General features: G+C 67.5%; 22 protein-coding genes. 6 read left to right on the top strand and 16 right to left on the bottom strand.

Annotation, left to right across the window (positions count from 1 at the left end):
- Window positions 1-4: 4 nt before the first annotated feature.
- The 3 genes from AC1DSC_RS21195 to AC1DSC_RS21185 form a co-directional block, all read right to left on the bottom strand.
- Window positions 5-1,177: a serine hydrolase domain-containing protein gene (locus AC1DSC_RS21195; protein WP_015866236.1), complete on the bottom strand. Its 1,173-nt coding sequence runs from the start codon at window positions 1,175-1,177 to the stop codon at window positions 5-7.
- A 303-nt stretch (window positions 1,178-1,480) separates the two neighbouring features.
- A complete protein-coding gene (locus AC1DSC_RS21190) occupies window positions 1,481-2,350 on the bottom strand; it encodes an NmrA/HSCARG family protein (protein WP_015866235.1) in 870 nt (289 codons plus the stop codon).
- A gap of 42 nt (window positions 2,351-2,392) precedes the next feature.
- Entirely contained in the window at window positions 2,393-3,337 is a 945-nt protein-coding gene (locus AC1DSC_RS21185; RefSeq protein WP_015866234.1) for an NADP-dependent oxidoreductase, read from the bottom strand.
- Between the two features lie 103 nt (window positions 3,338-3,440).
- Between AC1DSC_RS21185 and AC1DSC_RS21180 the strand changes: the two genes are divergently transcribed.
- On the top strand, window positions 3,441-4,322 hold the full coding sequence (locus AC1DSC_RS21180; RefSeq protein ID WP_015866233.1) for a LysR family transcriptional regulator: 882 nt from the start codon (window positions 3,441-3,443) through the stop codon (window positions 4,320-4,322).
- Window positions 4,323-4,365: 43 nt separating this feature from the next.
- Here the strand turns inward: AC1DSC_RS21180 and AC1DSC_RS21175 are convergent, their stop codons facing one another.
- Window positions 4,366-4,992, bottom strand: a complete 627-nt coding sequence (locus AC1DSC_RS21175) for a TetR/AcrR family transcriptional regulator (protein ID WP_015866232.1) — start codon at window positions 4,990-4,992, stop codon at window positions 4,366-4,368.
- Between the two features lie 86 nt (window positions 4,993-5,078).
- Between AC1DSC_RS21175 and AC1DSC_RS21170 the strand changes: the two genes are divergently transcribed.
- On the top strand, window positions 5,079-5,639 hold the full coding sequence (locus tag AC1DSC_RS21170) for a DinB family protein (protein ID WP_015866231.1): 561 nt from the start codon (window positions 5,079-5,081) through the stop codon (window positions 5,637-5,639).
- Here AC1DSC_RS21170 and AC1DSC_RS21165 read toward each other — a convergent pair.
- From AC1DSC_RS21165 to AC1DSC_RS21150, 4 genes are all read right to left on the bottom strand, one after another.
- The gene (locus AC1DSC_RS21165) at window positions 5,588-6,421 is read right to left on the bottom strand and encodes an SDR family NAD(P)-dependent oxidoreductase (RefSeq protein ID WP_015866230.1); all 834 of its coding nucleotides are present in this window, start codon (window positions 6,419-6,421) and stop codon (window positions 5,588-5,590) included. The genes AC1DSC_RS21170 and AC1DSC_RS21165 overlap by 52 nt on opposite strands.
- Window positions 6,422-6,443: 22 nt before the next feature.
- A complete protein-coding gene (gene acuI / locus AC1DSC_RS21160) occupies window positions 6,444-7,430 on the bottom strand; it encodes an acrylyl-CoA reductase (NADPH) (RefSeq protein ID WP_015866229.1) in 987 nt (328 codons plus the stop codon).
- 46 nt (window positions 7,431-7,476) lie between these two features.
- Complete coding sequence (locus tag AC1DSC_RS21155) at window positions 7,477-8,301, bottom strand: oxidoreductase (protein ID WP_015866228.1); 825 nt, start codon at window positions 8,299-8,301, stop codon at window positions 7,477-7,479.
- 78 nt (window positions 8,302-8,379) lie between these two features.
- Complete coding sequence (locus AC1DSC_RS21150) at window positions 8,380-8,979, bottom strand: TetR/AcrR family transcriptional regulator (protein WP_436288357.1); 600 nt, start codon at window positions 8,977-8,979, stop codon at window positions 8,380-8,382.
- 156 nt (window positions 8,980-9,135) lie between these two features.
- On the opposite strand from AC1DSC_RS21150, the gene AC1DSC_RS21145 reads away from it, so the two are divergent.
- Window positions 9,136-9,597 (top strand): carboxymuconolactone decarboxylase family protein, encoded by a 462-nt coding sequence (locus AC1DSC_RS21145; RefSeq protein WP_015866226.1) that lies wholly within the window; start codon window positions 9,136-9,138, stop codon window positions 9,595-9,597.
- A gap of 118 nt (window positions 9,598-9,715) precedes the next feature.
- Here AC1DSC_RS21145 and AC1DSC_RS21140 read toward each other — a convergent pair whose 3' ends face one another.
- Complete coding sequence (locus tag AC1DSC_RS21140; RefSeq protein WP_015866225.1) at window positions 9,716-10,165, bottom strand: hypothetical protein; 450 nt, start codon at window positions 10,163-10,165, stop codon at window positions 9,716-9,718.
- Window positions 10,166-10,369: 204 nt separating this feature from the next.
- Between AC1DSC_RS21140 and AC1DSC_RS21135 the strand changes: the two genes are divergently transcribed.
- Window positions 10,370-11,263 carry an alpha/beta fold hydrolase gene (locus AC1DSC_RS21135; RefSeq protein WP_015866224.1) on the top strand — a complete coding sequence of 298 codons (894 nt, stop codon included), beginning with the start codon at window positions 10,370-10,372 and terminating at the stop codon, window positions 11,261-11,263.
- Here AC1DSC_RS21135 and AC1DSC_RS21130 read toward each other — a convergent pair.
- Window positions 11,232-12,611 carry an MFS transporter gene (locus tag AC1DSC_RS21130; protein WP_369664659.1) on the bottom strand — a complete coding sequence of 460 codons (1,380 nt, stop codon included), beginning with the start codon at window positions 12,609-12,611 and terminating at the stop codon, window positions 11,232-11,234. The genes AC1DSC_RS21135 and AC1DSC_RS21130 overlap by 32 nt on opposite strands.
- Before the next feature lie 171 nt (window positions 12,612-12,782).
- On the opposite strand from AC1DSC_RS21130, the gene AC1DSC_RS21125 reads away from it, so the two are divergent.
- The gene (locus AC1DSC_RS21125; RefSeq protein ID WP_015866222.1) at window positions 12,783-13,709 is read left to right on the top strand and encodes a LysR family transcriptional regulator; all 927 of its coding nucleotides are present in this window, start codon (window positions 12,783-12,785) and stop codon (window positions 13,707-13,709) included.
- A gap of 11 nt (window positions 13,710-13,720) precedes the next feature.
- Here AC1DSC_RS21125 and AC1DSC_RS21120 read toward each other — a convergent pair whose 3' ends face one another.
- The gene (locus AC1DSC_RS21120) at window positions 13,721-14,491 is read right to left on the bottom strand and encodes a glutathione S-transferase family protein (RefSeq protein WP_369664660.1); all 771 of its coding nucleotides are present in this window, start codon (window positions 14,489-14,491) and stop codon (window positions 13,721-13,723) included.
- A gap of 99 nt (window positions 14,492-14,590) precedes the next feature.
- Between AC1DSC_RS21120 and AC1DSC_RS21115 the strand changes: the two genes are divergently transcribed.
- Window positions 14,591-15,247, top strand: a complete 657-nt coding sequence (locus AC1DSC_RS21115; protein ID WP_015866220.1) for a dihydrofolate reductase family protein — start codon at window positions 14,591-14,593, stop codon at window positions 15,245-15,247.
- Between the two features lie 9 nt (window positions 15,248-15,256).
- On the opposite strand, the gene AC1DSC_RS21110 is transcribed toward AC1DSC_RS21115, so the two are convergent.
- The 5 genes from AC1DSC_RS21110 to AC1DSC_RS21090 all read right to left on the bottom strand — a co-directional run bounded on the left by AC1DSC_RS21110 (window position 15,257) and on the right by AC1DSC_RS21090 (window position 18,874).
- Window positions 15,257-15,550 (bottom strand): type II toxin-antitoxin system Phd/YefM family antitoxin, encoded by a 294-nt coding sequence (locus tag AC1DSC_RS21110; RefSeq protein ID WP_015866219.1) that lies wholly within the window; start codon window positions 15,548-15,550, stop codon window positions 15,257-15,259.
- 68 nt (window positions 15,551-15,618) lie between these two features.
- Window positions 15,619-16,035, bottom strand: coding sequence for a RidA family protein (locus tag AC1DSC_RS21105; protein ID WP_015866218.1), 417 nt, complete (start codon window positions 16,033-16,035; stop codon window positions 15,619-15,621).
- Window positions 16,025-17,179, bottom strand: a complete 1,155-nt coding sequence (locus AC1DSC_RS21100; RefSeq protein ID WP_015866217.1) for a DSD1 family PLP-dependent enzyme — start codon at window positions 17,177-17,179, stop codon at window positions 16,025-16,027. The genes AC1DSC_RS21105 and AC1DSC_RS21100 overlap by 11 nt, the downstream gene beginning before the upstream one ends.
- A 6-nt stretch (window positions 17,180-17,185) precedes the next feature.
- Window positions 17,186-18,172 carry a tripartite tricarboxylate transporter substrate-binding protein gene (locus tag AC1DSC_RS21095; protein ID WP_015866216.1) on the bottom strand — a complete coding sequence of 329 codons (987 nt, stop codon included), beginning with the start codon at window positions 18,170-18,172 and terminating at the stop codon, window positions 17,186-17,188.
- 27 nt (window positions 18,173-18,199) lie between these two features.
- Window positions 18,200-18,874, bottom strand: coding sequence for an HAD family hydrolase (locus tag AC1DSC_RS21090; RefSeq protein ID WP_436288360.1), 675 nt, complete (start codon window positions 18,872-18,874; stop codon window positions 18,200-18,202).
- Window positions 18,875-18,930: the final 56 nt, after the last annotated feature.

Here is an 18,930-nt window from a genome sequence, read left to right as displayed (position 1 = left end):
CCGCCTACTTGAGCGCCGCCACCACGGCATCAAAGAACGGCACCACCGGCAAGGTGCCGTTTCCCGCGGGGTCGGTCTGCGCGCCCCAGACGACGATGACCACCTTTTCCTTGCGGTTGACGTAGATCTGCTGGCCCATGATGCCGTTCGCGTAGAAGGCGCCGTCTGCGGCCGAGGGGCCGCTCGGCGGTATCCACCACAGGTAGCCGTAGTTGATCGAGTTGCCACTTGTCAGCACCTTGGGCGTGCCCGCGTCCGTGACCCATCCGACCGGCACCACCTGCTGGCCGGCAGCCACACCATCGTTCATCACGAACAGGCCGAAGCGTCCGTAGTCGCGCAAGGTGGCGCTGATGCCGCTGCCGCCGATCTCCACGCCGTTGGGTGAGTCGAGCCACCAGTTGGCCTGCGCCTCCATCCCGGCCTTCGACCAGATCTTCTCGGAGAGATATTGCGCCAGGGGTTTCTTGACCGCGTTGTAGACGATCTCGCCGGCCACCTGTGTTTCGCCGGTGCTGTAGTTGTAGACGGAGCCCGGTGCCGCCGCGCGCGGCAGCTTGCTCATGAGATCCATGGCCGAGCCCGGCTTCTGGCTGATCTGCGCCTCGAGCAATTGGCGCCGATCGGAGTTCGGGTTGGTGTAGGTCTCATTCCACTGCGCGCCCGAAGCCATCATCATCACATTGCGGACCGTCGCACCATCGTAGGCGCTGCCCACCAGCCGGCGCACGTACTTGGTGACCTGGTCATCGATGCTGGCAATGTAGCCGTCCTTCACGGCCGCGCCGATCAGCGTCGAGGTGATCGACTTGGCCACCGACATCGACATCCAGCGCGTGCGTTGCGTGTTGCCGTACTGATAGGTCTCATGGACGATCTTGCCGTCCTTCAGGATGAGCAGACCGGCAACACGATTCACCGACATGAAGTCGGCGAGGCTGTATCTCGCAGCACTCACCGTGAAGTTCACCTGTGTGAGCCGCGCGGCCGCAGCGGGCAACGCAGACGGCGTGCCGCCGGGCTCGACAGTGCGCGTGGGAAACAAGCGGTCGATGTTGCGGTAGGTATTGACCGCCAGTTCAGGGGAGAGTGCGCCGTCGTAGATCTGGCGCACTGTGCCGATGGACTCCAACGCATGCGGATAGCCGTCGGAGTTGCCATTGTCCGGAGGGGTCACGCCGCCATTTGCAGGTGGAATGCCGGCGATGGGAAGAACCGCGCCGCCACTCCCACCGCCACCACCACCACCACAAGCAGCAACCAGCATCGCCGCCGCCATCAGGAGAACCGAAGGAGCCGCGTGCAATCCGCGCGATAGTACGAATGACTTCTTTTGAACACCTTGATCCACGCGGCCCCCTTTGTTGGTGTGACGCCCGACGAGTGATGGCGATGCGCTTTGTCGCCTCGCCGCACGGCGGCGCGATGGTTGCATATGTCTGGCTCTGCCACAAGCGCAACCTGCCGCGAGATGCGCCGCCTACGACGCGGCAACCGCCTCCTTGACGAAGTCCGCGTAGCTGCGCAGCGGACGGCCGAGCATGGCCTGCAGGCGATCCGCTGCGCCCTCCTCACCGTGCATGCCGAACTTCTGGATCCCGGCCATCATCAGGCGCATGTCGTAGGCCAGCCAGGACGGGCCCAGCGCGGCCATCTGGCCTTCGAAGGCGGCCACGTCATCGCCGCCGTAAGCCACTTCGCGGCCGAGTGCGGCACTCCAGGCCTTGGCCACCGAGGCGCCGGTCAGCAGCTCGGGGCCGACCAGCTCCAGCGTCACGCGCGGCAGTGGCGCTGGTGCGCGGTCGCGGCGCAGCAATTCGGCAATGGCGGTGTCCGCGATGTCCCGCGCGTCGATCATCGCGACGCCCGTGGAGCCGATCGGCATCGGGTAGACGCCGTGGCCCTGGATCACCTGCTGCACCATGCGCTCGTTCTGCATGAAGTACGCGGGCCGAAGGATGGTCGCCGGAATCTCGAGGCTCTCGATCATTCGCTCGACCGTGTGCTTGCCGGTGAAGTGCGGCACGTCGGTGAACTTGTCCGCATGGATGACCGACAGGTAGACGATGCGCTCGATGCCGGCCTCGCGCGCCAGGTTCAGCGCGACGAGGGCTTGGGTCACTTCGTCGGGCGTGACGGCGTTCAGCAAAAACAGCGTGCGCACTGAGGACAACGCCGCGCGCAGCGAGGGCACGTCGGTCAGGTCGCCGACGACCTCCTTGACGCCCGCCGGGAAGGCTTGCTTTCCGGACGTGCGAACGAACGCGCTGACGCTGGCGCCGGCAGCGGCCAGGCCTTGGACGACGAGGGAACCGATGGTGCCGGTGGCACCAGTGACGAGAATGCTCATGAAAATCTCCTGGGAAGTTGAAGAGGGATAAAAAAAGATCGATCAGCGCGAGAAGTCCGCGACCACCTTGCCGATGCGCGGGTCGGTGCGATTGCGTTCGATGGCCGCGGGGATGTCGCCGAAGCCCACGGTTTCGCCGAGCTTGGAGATCAGCGTGCCTTCGGCGATCTCTGCCACCAGCCGTTCCAGCAGGGCGGTGTCCGGCTTGTTCATGAACCACAGTCCGCGTCGGCCGGACGGCGTGCGGGCCAGGATGTCGGGCGAGGACGTGCCGACGATCACGCCGTCCTTCGACAGCACCTGCCACGAGCGATCGAGCACTTCGCCGCCGACGTAGTCGAGCACCAGGTCGATGTCCTGCGCGACCGACTCGAAATGTTCGGTGCGGTAGTCGATGACGTGGTCCGCGCCCAGGCTGCGCACGTATTCGAGGTGCGCGGTCGATGCCGTCGCGAACACTTCGGCACCCGCCCGCTTGGCGTACTGCACGGCATAGCCGCCCAGTCCACCCGCGGCGCCGTGGATCAGGATCCGCTGGCCTGCGGTGATCGGACCCGCGTGGTGCAGGCTTTGCCAGGCGGCCACGGCCGCCACCGGAACGCCGGCCGCATGAACCTCGTCCAGGCCTTGGGGCGTGCGCACCAGGTTCGCCTCGGCTACGGCCACGACATCGGCATAGGCACCGAGCCCGCCCAGCGGCCCCATGACGCGATCGCCCACGCGAAAGCGCGAAGCGCCGGGGCCGAGTGCCTCGACGGTGCCCGCAAGCTCGATGCCCAGCACGGCGGGCAGCTGCAGCGGGAAGGCTTCCCGGACGAAGCCCTCGCGGACCTTCCAGTCGATGCCGTTCACGCCGGCGGCCCGAACGCGGACCATGACCTGGCCCGGCCCGGCTGCGGGGCGCGCGATCTCGGCGACCTCGGCGGCGGCCGCGCCGCCATAGGCCCTGATCAGCACGGCGCGTTGCGTAGTGGTGTTGGTGGTCATTTCAATTTCCTCATCTCGAAGTTGCGATGGGGAGAAGATAGGCCGTTGCATTCGCAAAACGAAGACCCGAAAATGAAAACACCTCGTCTCAAATCCGGAACACATGGACCTGAACGCATTGACCGACTTCGCGCTCGTCGCAGCGAATGGCGGCCTCGGAAAGGCAAGCCGCGCGAGCGGAAGATCGAAGGCGACCCTGTCCCGGCGCATCGCGGACCTGGAAGAGCAGCTCGGTGTGCGGCTCATCGAGCGCAGCGCCCGCGGGCTCAAGCTCACGGAGGCGGGCCAGATGCTGATGGACCGCACCGAAGGGCCGATGCACGAAGTGGCCGACGCCATGACCTCCGCGCGCGAGGGCCTGTCGGTGCCGCGCGGGCGCTTGCGCATCGCCTCGCCGGTGCTGTTCTCGCAGCTGGCGATGGGCCGCATCGGCGCCGAGTTCTGCGCGGCTTATCCCGAGGTCAGCTGCGAGGTGGTGGCGGACGATCGCCTGGTCGACCTCGTCGAGGAGCAGTTCGACGCCGCGATCCGGATCAATCCCAGCCCCGACAGCAGCCTCGTGGGCCGGTGCTTCGCCAAGGACCGGCTGGTGGTCGTGGCCGCGCCCTCGGTGCCCATGCCCAAGCGAGGCAAGGGCAAGGTCAGCGCTGTTCCCGGCGTTGTTGCAACAACCTTTCAGGGCGGCAACTGGACGCTCGATGACGGACGCCTTGTCGTGGAGCCGGTCCCGAGGCTCAGGCTTTCATCGTTCCTGATGATCCGCGACGCCGCGGTGGCCGGCGCCGGCGCCGCGCTGATCCCGCAGTCCATCGCGTGGAACCAGCTCACGCGCGGAGAACTTGTTCAGTGGGGCATGGTTTCGGGCGTGGAGGTCGCGCTGTGGGTCCTGCACACATCGAGGCGGCTTCCCGCGCCGAAGGTCCGCGCGTTCGTCGACTTCATGTGCGAGCAATATCCGCAGGGGTCTCTGGTGCTGAATGGATAGAAGTCGGCAGCCTTGCCCGATGCAGCGCCGCTGAACCCTCGGGCTAGCCTTTGAGATAGCCGGTCACGAGGCGTGCGCCCTCGTCGATGAGCGCATCCATTCGATCGCCGGTCAGCACCTTGCCATGGTGCAGCACCGCGTTGTGCGTCAATGCCTCGATCGTGGTGACGCAGACGAACGATGCGAGCTCCAGGTCGTCGACGGCCAGCTCGTCCCGCGCCGTCTCGAGGTAGGCCCTGAACAGGCTGAAGTTTTCGCGGCTGAAAGTCTCCAGCTTCTCGAGCCTTCCCACGCGCGGGATCTGCTCTGCAAGCACGCGGTGCAGCTGGGGATCGAGCCGATGCGCTGCAACCGCGACCGCGACGAACCGGCGTATCGCCTGGTCCAGCGGCTGGGCCCTGACCTGCGCCAGTTCGCTGCGGACCATTTGCATGATCTGCTGCTGGTGGCGCTCGATCACGGCGGCGACGAGTGCCTCCTTGCTGGGGAAGTATTGATAGAGCGAGCCGATGCTCACCCCCGCGACTTCCGCGACGCGGTTGGTGCTCGCCTTGTCGAAGCCTTCCTTGACCAGAATGCGAGCAGTTGCCTCGATCAGGCTGCCGACCGTCGCGCGCGATCGCTCCTGGACCGCGATTTTCCTGGGCTTGGTGACCGGTTTTTTCGCCATGTTCCGCAGCCGTCAATGCGAGTGGAAAAAGCGAATGATCGCTCATATTCTTGGCAGACGCGCAAACATCCCAGGAGACCCATGACATGCACGACACATTGCACCGCCTCTTCAGCTTCAAGGCTTGGGCCGACGACCAGCTGCTGACGGCGCTCGCCGGGCTCGGCGACCACTCACCGGTCACCGCACTGGCCATCAAGGCGTTGAGCCACACGTACGTGGTGGACCGCATATTCGCCGCCCACCTGCGGCGAGAAGCCCACGCATACCCGTCGGCCAACCTGAGCGAGATGCCGACGCTCGCAGCCCTGGCCGCCGATATCCGGAGAAGCGACCTGGAATACATCGACCATGTCTCGACGCTCGACCCCGCCCAGCTGGCCGAAAGTATCGACTTCGCGTTCACCGACGGCGCACCGGGGCGCATGTCCCGCGAGGAGATGCTCATGCATGTCGTGACGCACGGCGCGGGCCATCGCGGACAGGTCAGCGCAGTGATGCTGCTCCATTCCGTGCCGCCGGCCAAGGATGGCTTCACGGCGTACCTGCACGAGGCCGAAGCGCCGGCGAGAAGGCGGAATTGCCTCGTCGCTTCTCAGGCCTCTCTTCGGGCCGGCAGCGCGAGCCGCGGCTTGCCGAGCACCTGAGTGGCCACCCGCGATGCGAACCGCCGCGTCACGAATCGCACGCTGAGGCACGACAGCTTGTTGAACAGGCCGGGCACCACGGTGCGCTTGCCGCGCAGCATCGCGCGGATGGCGGCGCGCGCCACGAACTCAGCGCTTTTCGTCGAGGCGTTCGCGATCCACGAGTAGTCGCCCCCGCCCGACGCGGCGTGGAAGGCCGTTTCGGTGCCGCCAGGGCAGACGCAGGTCACCGTCAGCGGCGTGCCGCGGTGCTCGTCATGCAGGCCCTCGCTGAAGTTGCGCACGAACGCCTTCGACGCGGCGTACAGCGCCATGTTCGGCACCGACTGGTACGCGCCCGTCGACGCGATGTTCACCATGTGCGCAGGTCCGGTGCTTGCCTTGCGCGCGTCGACGAAGCAGCGCGCGAGCGCGACGAGCGAGGTCATGTTGAGCTGCACGAGCTCCGCGTCGCGCGCCCAGTCGACCTCGTCGAAGCGGCGGAAGTAGCCGAACCCGGCGTTGTTGATCAGGATGTCGATCGGGCCGCCGGCGATCGCCTCGTCCCACAGCGCACGCGCGGCATCGGGCTTGCCGAGGTCCCCGGTGATGATCTCGACCTTGACGCCCTTGCAGGTCGCGGCGACCGCCTCGAGTGCGTCGCGGCGCCGCGCCGTCAGCACGAGATCGACGCCCAGCGCCGCGAGCTCACGCGCGATGGCCGCGCCGATGCCGCTGGATGCGCCGGTCACCAACGCGCGCCTGCCGGCGTGAGCAGCTTTGTGAGTATTCAGATCGCTCATGTTTTTCCTTGATCCAGCGCACTCATGCGTTGACGTCGACAACCGTACGGCCCTGGACTTTTCCTGCGAACAATCGCTCGACGGCTGCAGGCACCTCGGCAAGGCCGACCACATGCGTCGCTTGCGCGAGCTTGTCCAGATCCAGGTCCCGCGCCAGCCGCGACCAAGCCTCGATGCGCACCTGTTGGGGCGCATTGACCGAATCGATGCCGGCCAGCGTCACATTGCGCAGGATGAATGGCAGCACCGAGGCCGGAAGATCGGTGCCCTGGGCCAGGCCGCAAGCGGTGACCACGCCTCGATACTTTGTCTGCGCCAGCACGTTGGCCAGTGTGTGGCTGCCGACCGAGTCGACGGCACCGGCCCATCTTTCGCGGGCGATCGGCGCCCCCGGCTCCGACAGCGTCCGGCGATCGATGATCTCGGCGGCCCCCAGCTTGCGCAGATAGCCGCCTTCCTCCAGTCGCCCTGTGGAGGCAACGACCTGGTAGCCGAGACCGGACAAGAGGGCAATGGCGATGGAACCGACGCCGCCATTGGCGCCCGTCACGAGAACGTCGCCATGCTGGGGCGTGAGCCCGCCGTGCTCGAGCGCCAGCACGGAGAGCATCGCCGTGTACCCCGCCGTTCCGATGGCCATCGCGTCCTTGGTGGACAAGGCTGCCGGAAGCTTGACCAGCCATTCGCCCTTCACGCGCGCCTGCTGCGCATAGCCACCGTGGTGGGTTTGGCTCAAGCCCCAGCCATTGGCGACGACGCGGTCGCCAGCAGCGATGCCAGGGTAGGAAGAAGTCCTGACCGTGCCGGCAAAGTCGATGCCGGGAATCAACGGGAACTGGCGGATGACCTCCGCGCGGCCGGTGATGGCCATTGCGTCCTTGTAGTTGACGTTGGAGTAGTCGACGTCGACCACGACGTCCCCGGGCATGAGGTCTTGTTCGCTCAACGAGACCACGCGGGTGGTGATCTTGTCGCCTGTCTTGCTGGCGAGCAGTGCTTGGAAGGTCATCGTGTTCTTTCAAAAGGAGTGTTGTTTGGAACGGAGTGCGAAACGGCTAGCGGGCTATCGCGTCGAGCCGAAGATCCTTGCGCACCCCGGCGTCCAGCAGGCTGGCCGGCGCGAACCTGCGCAGCAGGCGCAGGCGGCCGGCCATGCCGGGGGCGTAGTGGGTCTTGGGCTGCGTGGCCGTGGCCGCCTTCAACACGATGTCGGCCACCACCTCGGGGCCTTCTGCGCCCGCGATTCCATCCTTGAGCCGCTGCTCCATGCCCGCGCGAATCTCGCGGTACATGTCCAGCGGTGTGTCGGGCTGCATCGAGTTCGCTTCGAACGGCGTGTTGATGTAGGGAGGCTCCACCACCGAGACGCGAATGCCCTGCGTGCGCAGTTCATGGTCCAGCGATTCCGAATAGCCGGCGACCGCGTACTTGGTGGCGGAGTACAGCGCCATGTAAGGCGAAGGCAGGAAGCCCACCACGGAGCCAATGTTGATGATGCGGCCACTCCCCTGGCGACGCATATGCGGTACGACGGACCGGATCATCCGCACCATGCCGAAGAAGTTGGTGTCGAAGATGGCCTGGGCCTGGGCAATCGAGCTCTCTTCCGCACCGGCGGGAGCGACCCCGAAGCCGGCGTTGTTGACCAGCAGATCGATGCGGCCCTCCAGTTGGATCAGTTGCCGGACCACAGCATCGACCGACGCGTCCTGGGTCACATCGAGTGGCAGCATCTTGAACGTTCGCTGGCCCACCTCGCCGCCGCCGCGCCGGCTGGTGCCGTAGACCTTGTAGCCCGCCGTTGACAGCTTCTGCGCAATGGCTTCGCCTATGCCGGACGAGGCCCCTGTCACGAGGGCCACCTTGTTCTTCGTGCTCATGTTTTTCCTTCAGTTTGATAGTCGCATGATGCTCATCATATTTTCTGGCGAGCGAAAGGTCGATGGGTGCCAGTGTTCTCAGGCGATGGGCAGGTGCTTCAAGGCAGCCTCGCGCAGGCTGTCGGACAGCGCAGGCTCGTCGACGACGCGGGCCAGCAGCAGGGTGCCGACCATGGCGGCGACGGTCACGAGCGCGCGTTCGTGGGCACCGGCCTGCCCCCAATCCGGCGACTGGCGGGCCACAAGATCGACCATTTCCTTGATGTAGCGGGTGTTCGCTCGCCGGACTTCGGGGGTTTGGCGCGCGGTTTCCGAACCCAGCGCGGCCAGGGGGCACCCCCGCTCGACCTGCTCCAGGTTTTCTCGCGAAAGATAAGCGTGGAGCATGTAGGTCAGGGCCTGTTCCCGGGGCACGCTGGCAGCCGCCTCCGCCGCTATGGCGGCCGACTCCGTACAGGCCCGCTCCGCTGCTTCCGCCAGCATGGCCTCGCGCGAGGCGAAGTGGGCATAGAAGGCGCCATGGGTCAGGCCGGCCTCCTTCATGATGTCGGCGACTCCGGTTCCGTCATAGCCGCTGCGGCGGATCGCCCGCGCCGCAGCCGAGACGATGCGCTCGTGCGAGGCTTCCTTGGCCGCCGTTCGGACGGGATGTTTCGAATTTCGCATGATGTTCATCATATACGATTTCAAAAAGGTGCGCTGATGATGTTTTGGGCGATAGCCGCTCAGTGGCCGAGGCATGGTCGAGCAGTGCCGGGCGCCTGTCACAAGGCAATGCGCCCGCTCGTCTAGGAGGTGTTGTTCCCTCAACCCTCAAGCTACAAGGAGCTCACCATGTCCTCAGCCCGACTCGACTATCACGCCCTCGCGCCTGCGGCAGCGCGTGCCGGTACCCAGTTTTCCCACGTCGCCGGCAGTACGCTGGACAAGCGCCTGCGTGAATTGGTGAACTTGCGCATCAGCCAGATCAACGGCTGCGCCTTCTGCATCGACATGCACTGGGTCGACCTGCTCAAGCAGGGCATGGACCCGCGCCATGTCAACGCCGTGGCCGGCTGGCGCGAGGCCGAGCGCTTCTTCAGCGAAGCCGAGCGCGCCGCGTTCAACTGGGCCGAGGCCGTCAACGCGGTGCCGCATCGCACGCCCAGCGACGCGGACTTCGAGGCAGTGAAGCGGCACTTCAGCGACGCACAGATCGCGGACCTCTCGTTCGCGGTCTGCGCGATCCGCTCGTGGAACATGCTCAATGCCAGCTTCCACACGCAGGTGCCCGAAACGCCGTACACCGTCGGCTGAATCCGCCCGGCCGGCCGGCCGGCCGCCGCGATCAAGCAACATCGGTGGTGGCCCGGCCCTGCGAGTCCTTCGGTGTGCGCGGCGCGGAGCGGGTGATGCGCCGTCGCCGGCGCTTCGTTCAATCCGCAGCGAGGCGCTTGAACACCGCCTGAAGCAAGCCGAGATTCGACGCATCCGCGGCCACGGCATCTCGGCGGAACGAACTGCTGTCGTAGGGCGAATAGCTGTTGATGGGGTTGTCGATGGCCGGGCGCACCGGTACGACGTAGGTGCGGAGCTTTCCATCGAAGCTGTAGCGCTCGTTGTTGCGCGGTAGCGGCCCCAGCACCGAATCCCCTGCCAAGGTGTTGGCAAGATGGCGCCTCACGCTTTCCGCGTCGACGCCGTAGGGCCCTGCGCTCTCCACGACAACGCTCTCCGGTCCGGTACGGGCAGCCAATTTTTGGACGGCGAGGCTCCCGCTTGGCGCCTGGCTGGCGACCTCGCCGGCCATCGCGGAAGTCACGGTGAAGAGCGAAGCGGCGCAGAGGGCGAGTGCCATGCGGCCGAAAGTAAAATCCAAACTCATCGAGAACTCCTTCGCCTGGGCGGCACTGCGGAATCGAGGTTATAGCCGAACGGGTCGAAGTGCCCGGTGAGGGCGTCGCCGGGACACGCTGTAGCGGCCTGCGCTGACAAGAGGCGAATTTCTTGAAACCAGAATTCATGCATGGGAACCAGGAAGCCACCCGCCTCGAAGCGAAAGCCCCTGCCGAGCAGCACGGTCGATGACATGAAGACGGAACGGCTCCGCCTGTCCGGCGGCACCGAACTGTCGTTCACCACCGCGGGCGAGGCGTCCAGACCCGCCTTGCTGCTGCTGCACGGAACCCCGAACTCGGCCCGGCTGTTCCGGGCAGTCGTGCCCGCGCTGTCGCAAGCCGCTTTCGTGATCGCGCCGGATCTGCCCGGCCACGGCGAATCCGAGCCGCTGCCGGCCCCGTCGTTTGCCGCCATCGGCCAGGCGATCGCCGAACTGCTGGACTCGCTCGAGATCGGGCCGCGGTTCATCTACCTGCATGACTGGGGCGCGCCCGTGGGCCTGCAGATCGCGATGCAGGCGCCAGGGAAAGTCCTGGGCCTCATCGTGCAGAACGCCAACGCACATCGAACGGGGTGGGGACCGGGATGGGCCGCAACGCAGGCCTACTGGTCGCAGCCCAACGCGGAAAACCAGGCGGCGGCGACCGCGCACCTGACGCTCGCGGGCACACGCGACACCTACATCGCGGGCGTTCCGCCGGAGGTGGCCGAGCGCATCCCCGCTGAGCACTGGGAAGAGGATTGGCGGGTGATGAACCTGCCGGGCCATATGGACACCCAGCGGGCGCTGATCGCGGACTACGGAAACTACGCCGCCCGCTTCGGCGCCATCGCCCAGTACCTCGAGCGTTGGCAGCCCCCTGCCCTCATGGCGTGGGGAAGGCACGATATCTATTTCGACCTTGCCGAGGTCCTGTCCTGGATGCGTGCGCTGCCCAGGATGGAAGCCCATGTCCTGGACGCGGGCCACCTGCTGCTCGAAACCCATGCGGCCGAGGCCGTTGCGCTGATGCTTGATTTCATCAGGCGTACCCCTCTCCTCCCGATACCCATCACACGGCGCGATCCCTCGCGCTGCTCCTGAGCAAACTCGCCGCGCTCCCCGCCAACGCAACCAGAGCAGCGATCGCCAGGCCCCAGTGCACCACGCTGTGGGACGGCAGCAGCTCGAACATCAGGCTCATCAACAGGCTGCCGAGCGTCAAGCCCGTGAGCCGGGCGGTGCCTTGCGCGCCACCGGCGGCGCCGCTGCGTTCCTTGGGTGCCGAGAGCAGCATGTTCTGGTTGTTCGGTGTCTGGAAGAAGCCGAAGCCCAGGCCTGCGAGGCTCGTGAACGCGGCGATCGGCACGGCCGGGCTGCCGTGCAGCGGCCACAGGGCGCACAGGGCCAGACCGCTCGCGAAGCACGCACTGCCGGCCGCGCACAGCCAGGCGCTGGGCACGCGCTGGGCCAGGCGCGCCGACAGTGGCGCGGCCAGCATCACCGCCAAGGGCCAGGGGGTCATCAAGAGGCCGGCCATCACCGCGCTCTGGCCGAGTTCGTGCTGGATGTAGAACGGCAGTGCCACGAGGCCGGCCATCTGGCCGGTGAAGCAGCACACGGAGGCAATGACCGAGATCCGAAAGGAATGCACGCGCAGCAGGTCGAGCGGGATCAACGGTGCCGCCTTCGGCATCTCGCGCCTCACCAGCAGGACCATGCAAGCGGCCGACAGCGCAAGCAACGCGCCGCCGTGCAGCGGCTGCGCCACCAGCCGGTCGCTCCCCAGCACGAAAGAGGCGAACATGACCGCGTTGAGCGCGATGCTCCAGCCGTCGATGCGGCGCACCGAGCGCGCCGGGCTCGGCAAGCCCGCGCAGGCGGCGAGCACGAGAAGGCCGATCGGCAGGTTCACCGCAAAGAGCCACGGCCAACTTGCCGCGGAGAGTATGAAGGCGCCAAGGGTGGGGCCTGCCGCTGAAGCAGCCGCGACGGCGAGCGCATTCCACGCGATCGAGCGTGCCAGCAGCCGGCGTGGATAAGTGAAGCGCAGCAACGCCAGCCCGAGCGGCATGACGGCCGCACTGCCCAGGCCCTGAAGGCACCTTGCGGCCACGAGCCATGGCAGCGATGGGGCCAACGCGCACAGCACCGACGCCGCGGTGAACAGCGCAACGCCGCCCGCGAAGACCCGCCGATACCCGAAGCTCTCCCCGACCGCAGAAGCCGGCAGCAGGAACATGACCACGGCCAGCTGGTAGGCGGTGATGACCCAGACGGCGTCGGCGGGTCTCGCCTGCAACTGCTGGGCAATGTTGGGCAGCGCGATATTGGCGATGGCGCCATCGAGCACCACCAGCACGCCCGCGCCAAGGATCGCGGCGACGGCCAGGCAGCGCCGCGGCAGCGGCAGGCCGTCGACATCGTGCACCGCCTTTGCGTCGTCGTTCACCTCCCGGGCTTCGGCGGTGCGTGAAGCAGTGGAAGAAGAGTCGGGTCGAAGTGTGGATGTCAACATGGGTCCAGCGTAGGACTGCGCACACGGCTTGCACAGCGCGTGGCGCGCAGCTTGTTCCTGCATGCGGCGCCTGTCGAAATCCTCGCGGCCGTGCTAGCTTCGGGCATGCCGACAGAAGCCGACCTGAACCTGCTGTTTGCGTTGAACGCACTTCTCTCCGAAGGCAGCGTCGCCAAAGCTGCCGAGCGCCTGGACCTGAGCGAGTCGGCGATGAGCCGGGCGCTCGCGCGGCTGCGGGAATCCACCGGGGACCAGCTCCTCGTGCGCGCGGGCCGCGCCATGGTGCTCACGCCGCATGCGCTGGCATTGCGCGACCGCGTCAGGGAACTGGTGCAGGAGTCGCGCGCGGTGCTTCAGCCCGCCGGCGCGAGCATGGACCCCCGCACGCTCCGGCACCTGTTCACGATACGGGCCAACGACGGCTTCATCGAGGGCTTCGCGCCCCAGCTGGTGGCCCGCGCCGCGCGCGAGGCGCCGGGCGTTCGCCTGCGCTTTGCGCCCAAGCCCGACAAGGATGTCCGGCCTCTGCGCGAGGGATTGCTCGATCTGGACATCGGCGTTCTGGGCGAGTCGGGCCCGGAGGTCCGCGTCCAGGCGCTCTTTCGCGACCGCTTCATTGCGGTGGTGCGCGATGGCCATCCCCTGCTCGCCGGACCCGAGATCACGGCCGAGCGCTACGCTGCCTGCGACCACGTGGTCACTTCACGCCACGGCCGGACCGTGGGGCCGGCGGACGACGCACTCGCGGCAATGGGCCTGGTGCGCAACACCGCGGTCGTGGTGCCCAGCTTCGGCACTGCCTTGTCGATAGCGGCCGCGACCGACCTGGTTGCATTGATACCGTCTTCCTACTTCGAACACCTGAGGGCGCGCGGCACGCTGCGCTCGTTCCCGCTGCCGATGCCGACCGAGCAGATCACCGTGTCGCAGATGTGGCACCCGCGCCTGGATCGGGACCCTGCGCACCAGTGGCTGCGCGGGTTGGTGCTGGAGGTTTGCCGGCCACTGAACGAGCGGACAAGCGCGTCGTGAATGCATTCACGTCACAGCGACAGCGGCAGTCCCAGGTGCCGCTCGTACACCATGTCCCGGTGCCGCAGCAGTACATCGTCCAGCGCTGCATCGGTCACCGGCTCGCGGAATTCGAAAGCCCGGCGCGTGGCGGGGTCCATCTCGCAGATGGCGTGCGGCAACGGACGCATCAGCGCCAGCGCGGTCGCGCTGTAGATGTCCACCGCGCCAAGGCTTGCGCCGATGTAGTAATCGCTGCCGGCCGCCTGCTGCGCCTTCAGGCGCGCCGCCAGCATCTTCAGCACAGCCACCACGCGCGCGGGTGCACTCGCGCCCGCCTGTGGACTGAAGCCGTACTTCTTGCCGATGTATGCGGCGGCCGGCGCAGCGAAGCCGCCCTCTCCTGCCAGGCCGGCCTGCACCAGCTGCAGGCGGCGCGACCAGGCCAGCCCCTGCTCGCCGCAGATCTCGTGGGCCAGGCCGAACATCAGCGCCCGCTCGGCTGCATCGGCCGGCAGCAGCGAGGGCTGCGGCGCGAGCCGCTCGCACAGCAGCAGGATGTCCGCCCAGCCCGAGCGCGGCGCCTCGTTGTTGTAGACGGCCACGGGCGCGTTGCGCTGGCCGGCCCACTCCTTGAGTTGCGGACTGTCATAAGCGAGGCGCACCGCTTTCCACGGAATGCGTTTCACATGCAGGATGCCCTTGGCCGCCTCGGACCAGGGGCTGGGAATGTGGCCTACCACCACCATGCGCAGGCCGGTGCCGGCAATGGCTTCTTCAACGCCGAAGTATTCGATGCTCATGCGCGCATTCTGCGCGACGCCCATGGCCTCGAACGAGGGTTCGTCGGGACGCCGCCAGCGCTAAACTGAAGCTCCCTTCTTCCTGCAGGAGACGACACCATGGCCCGATTGCTCGTGCGCAGCTTCGGCGTTTCGCTCGACGGCTTCGCCGCCGGCCCGGACCAGAGCCTGGAGCACCCGCTGGGTGTTCGCGGTCCCGAACTCATGGACTGGTTCTTTCCCACGCGCGTCTGGCAGCAGATGCAAAAGACGGGCGAGGCCAATGGCGAGACCGGCATCGACAACGAGATGGCCGAACAAGGCTTTGCCGAGATGGGTGCCTGGATCCTCGGGCGCAACATGTTCGGGCCGGTGCGCGGTCCCTGGCCCGACGAAAGCTGGAAAGGCTGGTGGGGCGACGAGCCTCCCTACCACGTGCCGGTCTTCGTGCTCACCCACCATGCGCGCGCACCGCTGACGATGCGCGGCGGCACCACCTTCCACTTCGTCACGGGCGGCATCCACGAAGCGCTCGCGCTGGCACAAGCGGCCGCAGGCGCACGCGACGTGCGCGTGGGCGGCGGCGTGGCGACGGTGCGCGAATACCTGAGGGCCGGGCTGATCGACGAACTGCACCTGGCCGTGCGTCCGGTGTTGCTGGGCAAGGGCGAGGCGCTGTTCGCAGGCCTGGACCTGCCGGTGCTGGGCTACCGCTGCGAACGGCAGGTGGCAGGCGAGAGGGCCACGCATGTGTTCCTGCGACGTAGCGCGCTTTGACAGGCATGCTCACGGCGCCGATGCGACACCGAGTGCCCGGTCCAGTTCCTCGTCAGACACGAACTGGCCTGCCAAGGCCTGCCGCAGGCCGGTGATGGCGTCCTCGGCCAGCACAAGGCTGGCGTGCTCCGACTCGAGGGCATGGTAGTAGTCCAGCCGGCGTGCATCGACCAAGGCAACGTAGCTCGCGCCGTTCTTGGTCAGCACCTTCTCCGCGCCGCTGCGGACCACGTCTTCGGCCAGTTCGGTGAGCCGGGTGCGCGCTTCGCTGATGGGAACAATGTCCGATGCTCTCAATGGCATATTGCACTATCCATTAAGGTTCGTTTAGCGCCAGTCTAGCGTCCAAGCCTTCAACCGCAACCGCCCGATCACCCAAGCGCCATCGCCTCCACCTCGACCTTGAACCCGAAATGCAGCGGCCCAGTCGGCACGACGGCCCGGGCCGGGCGCGAGGGTCCGGCCCACTGCGCATAGATCCTGTCGAAGGCCGGCCAGTTGGCGATGTCGTCGAGGTAGACCCTTACCTGCAGCAGCTTGCCGATGCCCGAACCCGCGGCGAGCAAGGCCGCCTCCACGTTCGCCAGCGTCTGCGCCGCCTGCACCTCGAAAGCCGCATCGGCCAGGCGCTCGCCGGCCGGCGTGATCGGCAATTGCCCGGCGATGAAGACCAGGCCGCCGCCAACGGCGGCATGGCTGTAGTGACCGCCCGGCCTGGCCAGCGCGGGCACTGCGACATGGACCGGGCCCGACATGTCGTTGGACTCGGCAACGTTCTCACCAGCCATGGAAGCGCTCCCAGGTTTGCACCGTGCCGTCCTCGGCCAGCGCCTGGTAGGCGGGAAACTGCGCGCCGGTGGCGCAGGCATGGTTGGGCAATATGCGCAGCCGGGTTCCGGCCGGAAAGCGCGCCACGATGTCCGGGTCCGCAGCGCCCTCGCGCGAGAGGATGCCGTGCTCCTGGTTGGCGGCCGACAGCAGGTAGCCCTCGATCGGCACTCCGTCCACGGTGCACACCTGGCCATAGCCGTAGTCGCGCTGCTGCTTGCCCGTGCCCCGGTCGCGGCTCATGGCCATCCAGCCGGCATCGACGATGGCCCAGCCCTTGTCGGCCTGGTGCCCGATCACGGTGGTGAGCACGCTCAGCGCAATGTCTTCGGTGCGGCAGACGCCCACGTTGCGCATCACCAGGTCGAAGAAGACATAGACCCCGGCGCGCAGTTCGGTGACGCCATCCAGCGACGCGGCTTCCAGCGCCGTGGGGGTGGAGCCCACCGACACGATGGGGCACGGCAGGCCCGCGGCGCGCAGGCGCTGCGCGGCCTGCACGCAGCCGGCGCGTTCCTGCTCGGCCAGCGCGGCCAGGGCCTGGGGCGTGTGCAGTTCGTAGCTGGAGCCCGCATGCGTCAGCACGCCGGCCAGGCGCATGCCGCCCTCGTGCAGCATGCGGCCGACCTCGAGCAGCAGGTCCTCGCCCGGCTTGATGCCGGAGCGGTGGCCATCGGTGTCGATCTCGATGAGCACCTCGAAGGCGTGGCCGTGCGCACGGCCGTAGTCGGCGATGGCCCGCGCGCCTTCGACGCTGTCGGTCAGTATCTGCAGTGCGCAGCCGCGCTGGCGCAGGTCCAGCGCATGCGCGAGCCGGTGCGGCGCCATGCCGACGGCATAGAGGATGTCGGTCACGCCGCGGGCGAAGAACTGGTCGGCCTCCTTCAGCGTCGACACCGTGATGCCCGCCGCGCCAGCGGCAAGCTGGGCCGCGACCACATCGGCGCATTTGCTGGTCTTCACGTGCGGGCGAAAGCGCACGCCCAGCGCATCGGCCTGCTGCTGCATGCGCGCGATGTTCCGCTGCATGCGCGGAAGCGACACGATGGCGGCGGGGGTGTCGATGTCGGCGAGGTTTGGAGGGGAGTTCTGCATGTTGTCCATTTCGAATCAGTCCAGGTATTGGCCCTTGGCCTTGAGGGCCGGCACGTCGTCGCGGATGCCGCGCGCAATGAGCGCGGCGACGGTCGCGGGCGTTGCATCGGCAGGTGCGGGCAGGTCGACGCCCAGCCCTTCCATCTGCTTGCGCAGCGCCGGATCGGCCACCGCCTGCTGCAGTGCGCCGGTCAGCCTGGCAAGCACGGGCGGCGGCGTGCCGCGCGGGGCGAAGAAGGCATTCCAGGAACGCACGTCCAGCGCATGGCCGCCTTCCGCCGCGGTGGCTGCACGCGGCAACTGCACGAGGCGCGTGCCCGACAGCACGGCGATGGCCTTGATGCGCCCGCCGGCGATCTGCGGCAATGCGGTGGTGGTCTGGTCGCACATGAAATCGGTCTGCCCGCCCATCAGGTCGTTGACCGCCGGCGCAACGCCCTTGTAGGGCACATGCGTGGCGTTCTGGCCGAGGGAAGACAGCAACAGCACGCAGCCGTAGTGCGAGATCGACCCCACGCCCGCGCTGCCGTAGGAGGCCTTGTCCTTGTGCTTCGCCAGCCAGGCGCTGAACTCGCGCAGATCGTTGGCCGGCAGGTCGGCGCGGGCCAGCAGCAGCATCGGTGCCGCGCCCGCGGGGCCGATGGGCGCGAAATCGGCGACGGGGTCGTAGGCCAGCTTCTTGTACAGCGCGAGGTTGGCCACGTGCGTGCCGATGCCTCCGAACGAGATGGTGTAGCCGTCGGCGGCGGCCTTGGTCGCCTTCGCCAGGCCGATGACGCCGTTAGCGCCGCCGAGGTTCTCGATGACGATGGGCTGGCCCAGCGGCGCTGCCATCTTCTGCGCGACGGCGCGGGCCAGTGCATCGCTGGGACCGCCGGCGGGGAAAGGAACGATCAGCGTGACCGGGCGGCTCGGAAACGGCTGGGCGGCAGCACCAGGTGCGGCCAGCAAGCCGGCGCAGAAGGCGGCAAGGCTGCCGGCCAGGCGAAGGGAGCGGATCATGGGCAGGTCCTGGAGTGGTGGGTTGGATCAGGAAGCGGCCGGTCGGAAGCCGCGCAGCCATGGCAGCGCACCATCGAGCGTGGGCGACTCGACCTCCGCCAGCGGCGCGCCCTCGGGCCGGGCCAGGCCGACGCGGTTGTGCCAATAAGTGCGCAGGCCGACGCTGGCCGTGCCGAACATGTCGTAGCCTGATCCGGCAACGAAGGCCGCCTCGGCCGGCTGCACGCCCAGCCGCTCCAGGGCCAGCCGATAGGGCCTGGGATCGGGTTTGTAGAAGCCCGCCTCCTCGGAGGTCACGACCACGTCCCAGTCGATTGCCAGGCGTTCGGCCGCGCGTTGGCCCAGGCGCCGCGAGCAGTTGGTCACCACGGCCAGCTTGCAGTGGGGCCGAAGCGCCCGCAGCAGTTCGGTGGCGCCGCTCCATGCGGGCAGCTCGTCCCAATGGTCGTCCAGCGACTGCGGGGCGCTCGCGGGCAACCCCATGGTGGCCGCGGCCTGCCGCACCAGGTCTTCGTAGGGCAGGTAGGCGCCGCAGCCATAGGTGAGCCGCAGGTATTCGGCGCGCCAGGCGCGGCCCATCTGCTCGGAACCGGCGGCTGCGTTCCAGACGGTCCACGAATCGAGCAGCGCAGTGAGCAGGTCGAACAGCACGGCCCGGGGATAGCGCCCGGCCGCGGTGTTGGGAGTCGAAGTGTTTTGCATGGCGCTCACTTTAGGTGCGCCAAGGTATCTTCGAGCTTCACTCTTGCGTCATCAAT

It is taken from the genome of Variovorax sp. 01N425, assembly GCF_056399465.1.
This window is presented reverse-complemented; position numbering and strand designations above follow the sequence as displayed.